The following is a 4764-nucleotide window of genomic DNA, read 5'->3' as shown; positions in this document are numbered from 1 at the left end:
ACGTTAACTCCTGAAGTATGAATCATACAGGTTAGTATACGACTGAACCTATTTCAGTATACGACCGAACCCTATTCAATCATATACTCACTTACCCCTCCCAGACAGTGCTCCGGATGGAGGTAAACGGGCTTTTCGGCAAATATGGAGTGAAGCCCGTGATTTCAATAAACAAAACAAAATCCCGTATCGGCTGCATACCCGCTCTTCCGCTGAATTCTCCCGGTTGCCCCTCGTGCCGGACGCAATATTGCCCCCTCTTCAAGAAATTTTGTTAAATTAAGAAACGATTTCTTTGTGCGTGTTCCGCAAATGCCTATATTTGGATAGTATATTTACCGATGTATTGTAAAACACATTAATCCCCAATTACTATGAGCAGTAATATATTCCTGATTATCGCCCTTGTCACAACAAGTATTTTTGTGATACAGTTTGTCCTTTCCATCTTCTTCGGAGACATTGATACGGACCTCGATGTAGATGCCGACATCAGCAGCGTAATATCCTTCAAAGGACTTACCCACTTCGGCATCGGCTTCGGCTGGTACATGTATCTGATTGGAAATACTGACATCCTGAGCTATGGAATAGCTATCCTGATAGGCCTGTTCTTCGTCTACGCCGTGTGGTTTCTCTATAAGAAAGCCTACCAACTGCAACAGGTCAACAAGACGGAAAAGACCGAGCAACTCGTGGGACGCGAATGCACCATCTACTTCGGGCAAGGCAACGGCAAATACACCGTGCAGGTAAGTCGCGACGGCGCCATGCGCGAGGTAGACGTTGTGTCCGAAACGAACAAAGCTTACCAGACGGGCGACAGAACCGTCATCACCACCTATAAAGAAGGAACACTCTATATCAAATAAACAAACTCAAAACAATGGATCTTATGACACAAGAAATGATGATTATGGCCGCCATACTCGTGGCGGTTATCTTGCTTACCTTTATTGGTATCCTCTCTCGCTACCGTAAGTGTAAAAGTGACGAAGTGCTGGTAGTGTACGGTAAAACGGGCGGCGAAAAGAAGTCCGCCAAGTTGTATCACGGTGGCGCCGCATTTGTATGGCCCATCATCCAGGGCTACGAATTCCTGTCGATGAAGCCGATGCAGATAGACTGCAAACTGACCGGCGCACTCTCTGCCCAAAACATCCGCGTGGACGTGCCCACCACCATCACAGTTGCCATCAGCACCGACACCGAAGTCATGCAGAACGCCGCCGAACGTATGCTGGGACTGACGATGGACGACAAGCAGAACCTGATTACGGACGTCGTGTACGGTCAGATGCGTTTGGTTATTGCCGACATGACCATTGAAGAACTCAACTCCGACCGCGACAAGTTCCTCGCCAAAGTAAAGGACAACATCGACACGGAACTCCGCAAGTTCGGTCTTTACCTGATGAACATCAACATCAGTGACATCCGCGATGCTGCCAACTATATCGTCAACCTTGGTAAGGAAGCCGAAAGTAAAGCGTTGAACGAAGCCCAGGCAAACATCGAAGAACAGGAGAAACTGGGTGCCATCAAGATTGCCGCACAGATTAAGGAACGTGAAACAAAGGTTGCCGAAACGCGCAAAGACCAGGATATCGCCATTGCCGAAACAAAGAAACTGCAGGAAATCTCCGTGGCGAATGCCGATAAGGACAGAATCTCGCAGGTAGCCATTGCCAACGCCGAGAAAGAATCGCAGGTAGCAAAGGCTGAGGCCGAAAAGAATATCCGCATTGAGCAAGCCAACACAGAGAAGGAAAGCCGCATTGCCGAATTGAACTCCGACATGGAAATCAAACAGGCGGAAGCCGGTAAGAAAGCAGCCATCGGACGAAACGAAGCGCAGAAAGCCGTTGCACAGTCCGACGCAGAGTTGGCAGTAACAAGAGCCAGTGCCGACAAGCAGGCAGGTGAAGCGCACGCTCGTTCGGAAGCTGCCGTACAGACAGCCCGTGAGATTGCCCAGAAAGAAGTGGAAGAAGCCAAAGCCCGCAAGGTAGAGTCTTCTTTGAAAGCCGACAAGATTGTCCCTGCCGAAATAGCCAAGCAGGAAGCCATACTTCAGGCGGATGCCGTTGCCGAGAAAGTGATTCGTGAAGCCGAAGCCCGTGCAAAAGCCACATTGGCACAAGCCGAGGCGGAAGCAAGAGCCATCCGCATGAAACTGGAAGCCGAAGCCGAAGGTAAGAAGAAGTCATTGCTTGCCGAAGCCGAAGGTTTTGAAGCAATGGTGCGTGCGGCAGAATCGAACCCCGCCATCGCCATCCAGTACAAGATGGTAGACCAGTGGAAGGAAATAGCCGGCGAACAGGTCAAGGCCTTCGAACACATGAACTTAGGCAACATCACCGTATTCGACGGCGGCAACGGAGGTACAAGCAACTTCCTCAATACGCTGGTCAAGACAGTAGCCCCAAGCCTCGGTGTGTTGGATAAACTGCCTATCGGTGAGACGGTGAAGGGAATTATTCATCCGGAAACGAAAGAGGAGAAGGGGGAGAAGAAGTAGTAATAAGTAGAAAAGTAGTAAATAGAAAAGAAGAAGCTGCTATCCGGAAAGTATGGATGGCGGCTTCTTTTTTTCTATCCTGCATTATTCATACTGTAGCTAAAGTAGTTATCACTTCGTTAGTAGTTAAATAGTTAAAGCCGATACTCCGTGAATCATATAACCTTAGTATCAGCTTTAACTCCTAAGCCAACTTGTTGGGTAATAACTCCTCTAACTCCTGAAGCATGAATAATTCAGGTTAGCTGAGTAAATCACCGCGAAGCTCCATTCCGCTAAACCATCATATTCCCAAATGCTCTTTCAGCAACCGGTATCCGGTCAGACTTACTCTTAGCTTCGCTCCGTTTTTCAGTGTCACCTGATAGGTTTCTTTGCCGAAAAGCTCAACCCGTGAGATTTGTGTCACATTCACTATCGTAGAGCGATGGATACGTACAAAATTATCGGCAGGAAGGTGAGACTCGAAGTACTTCATGGTCTGGTCTTTGATGTATTCTCCTGCCGGAGTTATCAAAGTTGTATAATCTCCGCAAGCCTGAATGTACAGTATTTCATCTACTTTAATAATATGTATCCGCGAACCGTCCTTCACGGTAATACGGTCAACTATTTCTTCTTGCTGTTCCGGTATCTCAGTTTGTTCCTGTGGCGCAACGAACCCTTCCTTTTGCACTTCCGTGTTCTTCACTGCCAGCAAACGATACCACAATACGATTGCTATCCACGCCGGTATGCCGAACAAAAGCCGGAAAGGTATCGTTAGGACGAAGGAGATATAATGTATCCCTGTTATCTTAACCATAAGGTTGCAGAACATGAAACTCCCTGCAATCCATAACAGTATTCCTGCTACAATCACAATGATGCTTGTTTGAGGTACTGATATGAGGTCTGTCACAAACCAGGCGAGGTATGCCAGTGCGGCAAACCATCCGATTGTTACAACTCCGTCCATCAGAGCCGGGAACCATTCGGCGCCGGCATATCCCCAAGACAGGGTTGCCTGGGTAATTACCAAAACCAGTATCAGTACAAACGCCGGAAACCAATAATAAGGATGGTCTATTATGGGATGCGTTCTCATATTAATCCTTAATCACTAATCCGCTGAAAGAAATGCTTCCGCGAATTATTAATATACACTCTTGATTTATATTTGCGCCTTTCCAACGTTCGTCTTCACAACCGCCCAAAAAGGCATTGCATTGTATGACAACTTTCCAATCAGAAGGAATAAACAATTCTATCCCTCCCCAGGAACAGTCGACGTCAATGTATGTTTTTCCGGGAGCGATGTGCGTACGGCGTAAGTCAACGACGGTTCCTCCGAACGATGTACGAATGCTTGCTCCCTTAAACAGCTCATCCAATACAACATGGCGTGTTGCGCCAAAGGCAGTGTTGGAATGCAGGAAACCATCTTCCGACACGTTTTGTTGTTCACCATTATCCGCGTTCATGTGGCTTTGGTCTCTTTTTCCTTCCGCCCACTTTTGATTGTGGCACATGTATTTGTTTATCCAATATTCTTTCTGCCGCACTTTTACAAAAATAAGCACCCCGGCAATTATAAGCGCCACAGGCCAGACAAAGGCTTGTGAGTTCTCCGGCAAGTACGAGAGTCCTCCAATTAAGAAGTAAGCGCCAATCAATACCAGGATGATGCCGCTTATGTAATGGCGGTGCGCCATTGTATAAACACCTAATATAATAAGCAGACTATGCCAGGATACAATGACATCAAACAGTTCATAACTAATCCAAGCCATATTGCGGGCAAACAGTAATATTCCGGAAATGATAAAAAGCGCAGCAATCAGTACTTTAGCTGACAGGCCTGCATGGGACTGGGATTCTTGTTTCTTTTCCATATTTCTATTGTTATTGATTTGTGGTTCAAAGGTAAGACTTTTATTTATCCGCATACAGCCTTTCCTGCTGAATTACAGCAGAGAATTCGATGAACTACGGATAAAATCCGGTGAATTCAGAGAACGGTTAACCAATAAAATTGCGGATAATCCGCCAAGCTATCACAATAACAAACACAGTCCAAATGGCTTTTGGGCTGTAAAGTATTCTATGCAGGCGCTTAAAAAAAACCGGGGTTTCGACACCAGGAGTTGGGAAACAAGCAAAAGAAGTATATACGGAATAGAAAAAACTCAAGTAACCGTTATTTTTTATAAGTAGCTGTTCATAATTAGTTTATACTATCATTTTTTAGACGCGGATAACGC

General features: G+C 46.2%; 4 protein-coding genes. 2 read left to right on the top strand and 2 right to left on the bottom strand.

The window, feature by feature from the left end; translation table 11 throughout:
- Positions 1 to 374: 374 nt before the first annotated feature.
- Positions 375 to 872: a hypothetical protein gene (locus tag B2Z67_RS10345; protein ID WP_291529752.1), complete on the top strand. Its 498-nt coding sequence runs from the start codon at positions 375 to 377 to the stop codon at positions 870 to 872.
- A 23-nt stretch (positions 873 to 895) separates the two neighbouring features.
- Positions 896 to 2521: a flotillin family protein gene (locus B2Z67_RS10340; protein ID WP_291529751.1), complete on the top strand. Its 1626-nt coding sequence runs from the start codon at positions 896 to 898 to the stop codon at positions 2519 to 2521.
- 283 nt (positions 2522 to 2804) lie between these two features.
- Here the strand turns inward: B2Z67_RS10340 and B2Z67_RS10335 are convergent, their stop codons facing one another.
- Both B2Z67_RS10335 and B2Z67_RS10330 read right to left on the bottom strand, forming a co-directional pair.
- Positions 2805 to 3608 (bottom strand): LytTR family DNA-binding domain-containing protein, encoded by an 804-nt coding sequence (locus B2Z67_RS10335; RefSeq protein WP_291529750.1) that lies wholly within the window; start codon positions 3606 to 3608, stop codon positions 2805 to 2807.
- Between the two features lies 1 nt (position 3609).
- Positions 3610 to 4395, bottom strand: a complete 786-nt coding sequence (locus B2Z67_RS10330) for a LiaF transmembrane domain-containing protein (RefSeq protein ID WP_291529749.1) — start codon at positions 4393 to 4395, stop codon at positions 3610 to 3612.
- Positions 4396 to 4764: the final 369 nt, after the last annotated feature.

This window comes from Bacteroides sp. UBA939 (assembly GCF_002293435.1).
Classification (GTDB): domain Bacteria; phylum Bacteroidota; class Bacteroidia; order Bacteroidales; family Bacteroidaceae; genus Bacteroides.
This window is presented reverse-complemented; position numbering and strand designations above follow the sequence as displayed.

Excerpts from the sequence above, each read along its gene's own strand:
- B2Z67_RS10345 (WP_291529752.1), top strand. The coding sequence starts at position 375 with ATGAGCAGTAATATATTCCTGATTATCGCCCTTGTCACAACAAGTATT.
- B2Z67_RS10340 (WP_291529751.1), top strand. The coding sequence starts at position 896 with ATGACACAAGAAATGATGATTATGGCCGCCATACTCGTGGCGGTTATC.
- B2Z67_RS10335 (WP_291529750.1), bottom strand. The coding sequence starts at position 3,608 with ATGAGAACGCATCCCATAATAGACCATCCTTATTATTGGTTTCCGGCG.
- B2Z67_RS10330 (WP_291529749.1), bottom strand. The coding sequence starts at position 4,395 with ATGGAAAAGAAACAAGAATCCCAGTCCCATGCAGGCCTGTCAGCTAAA.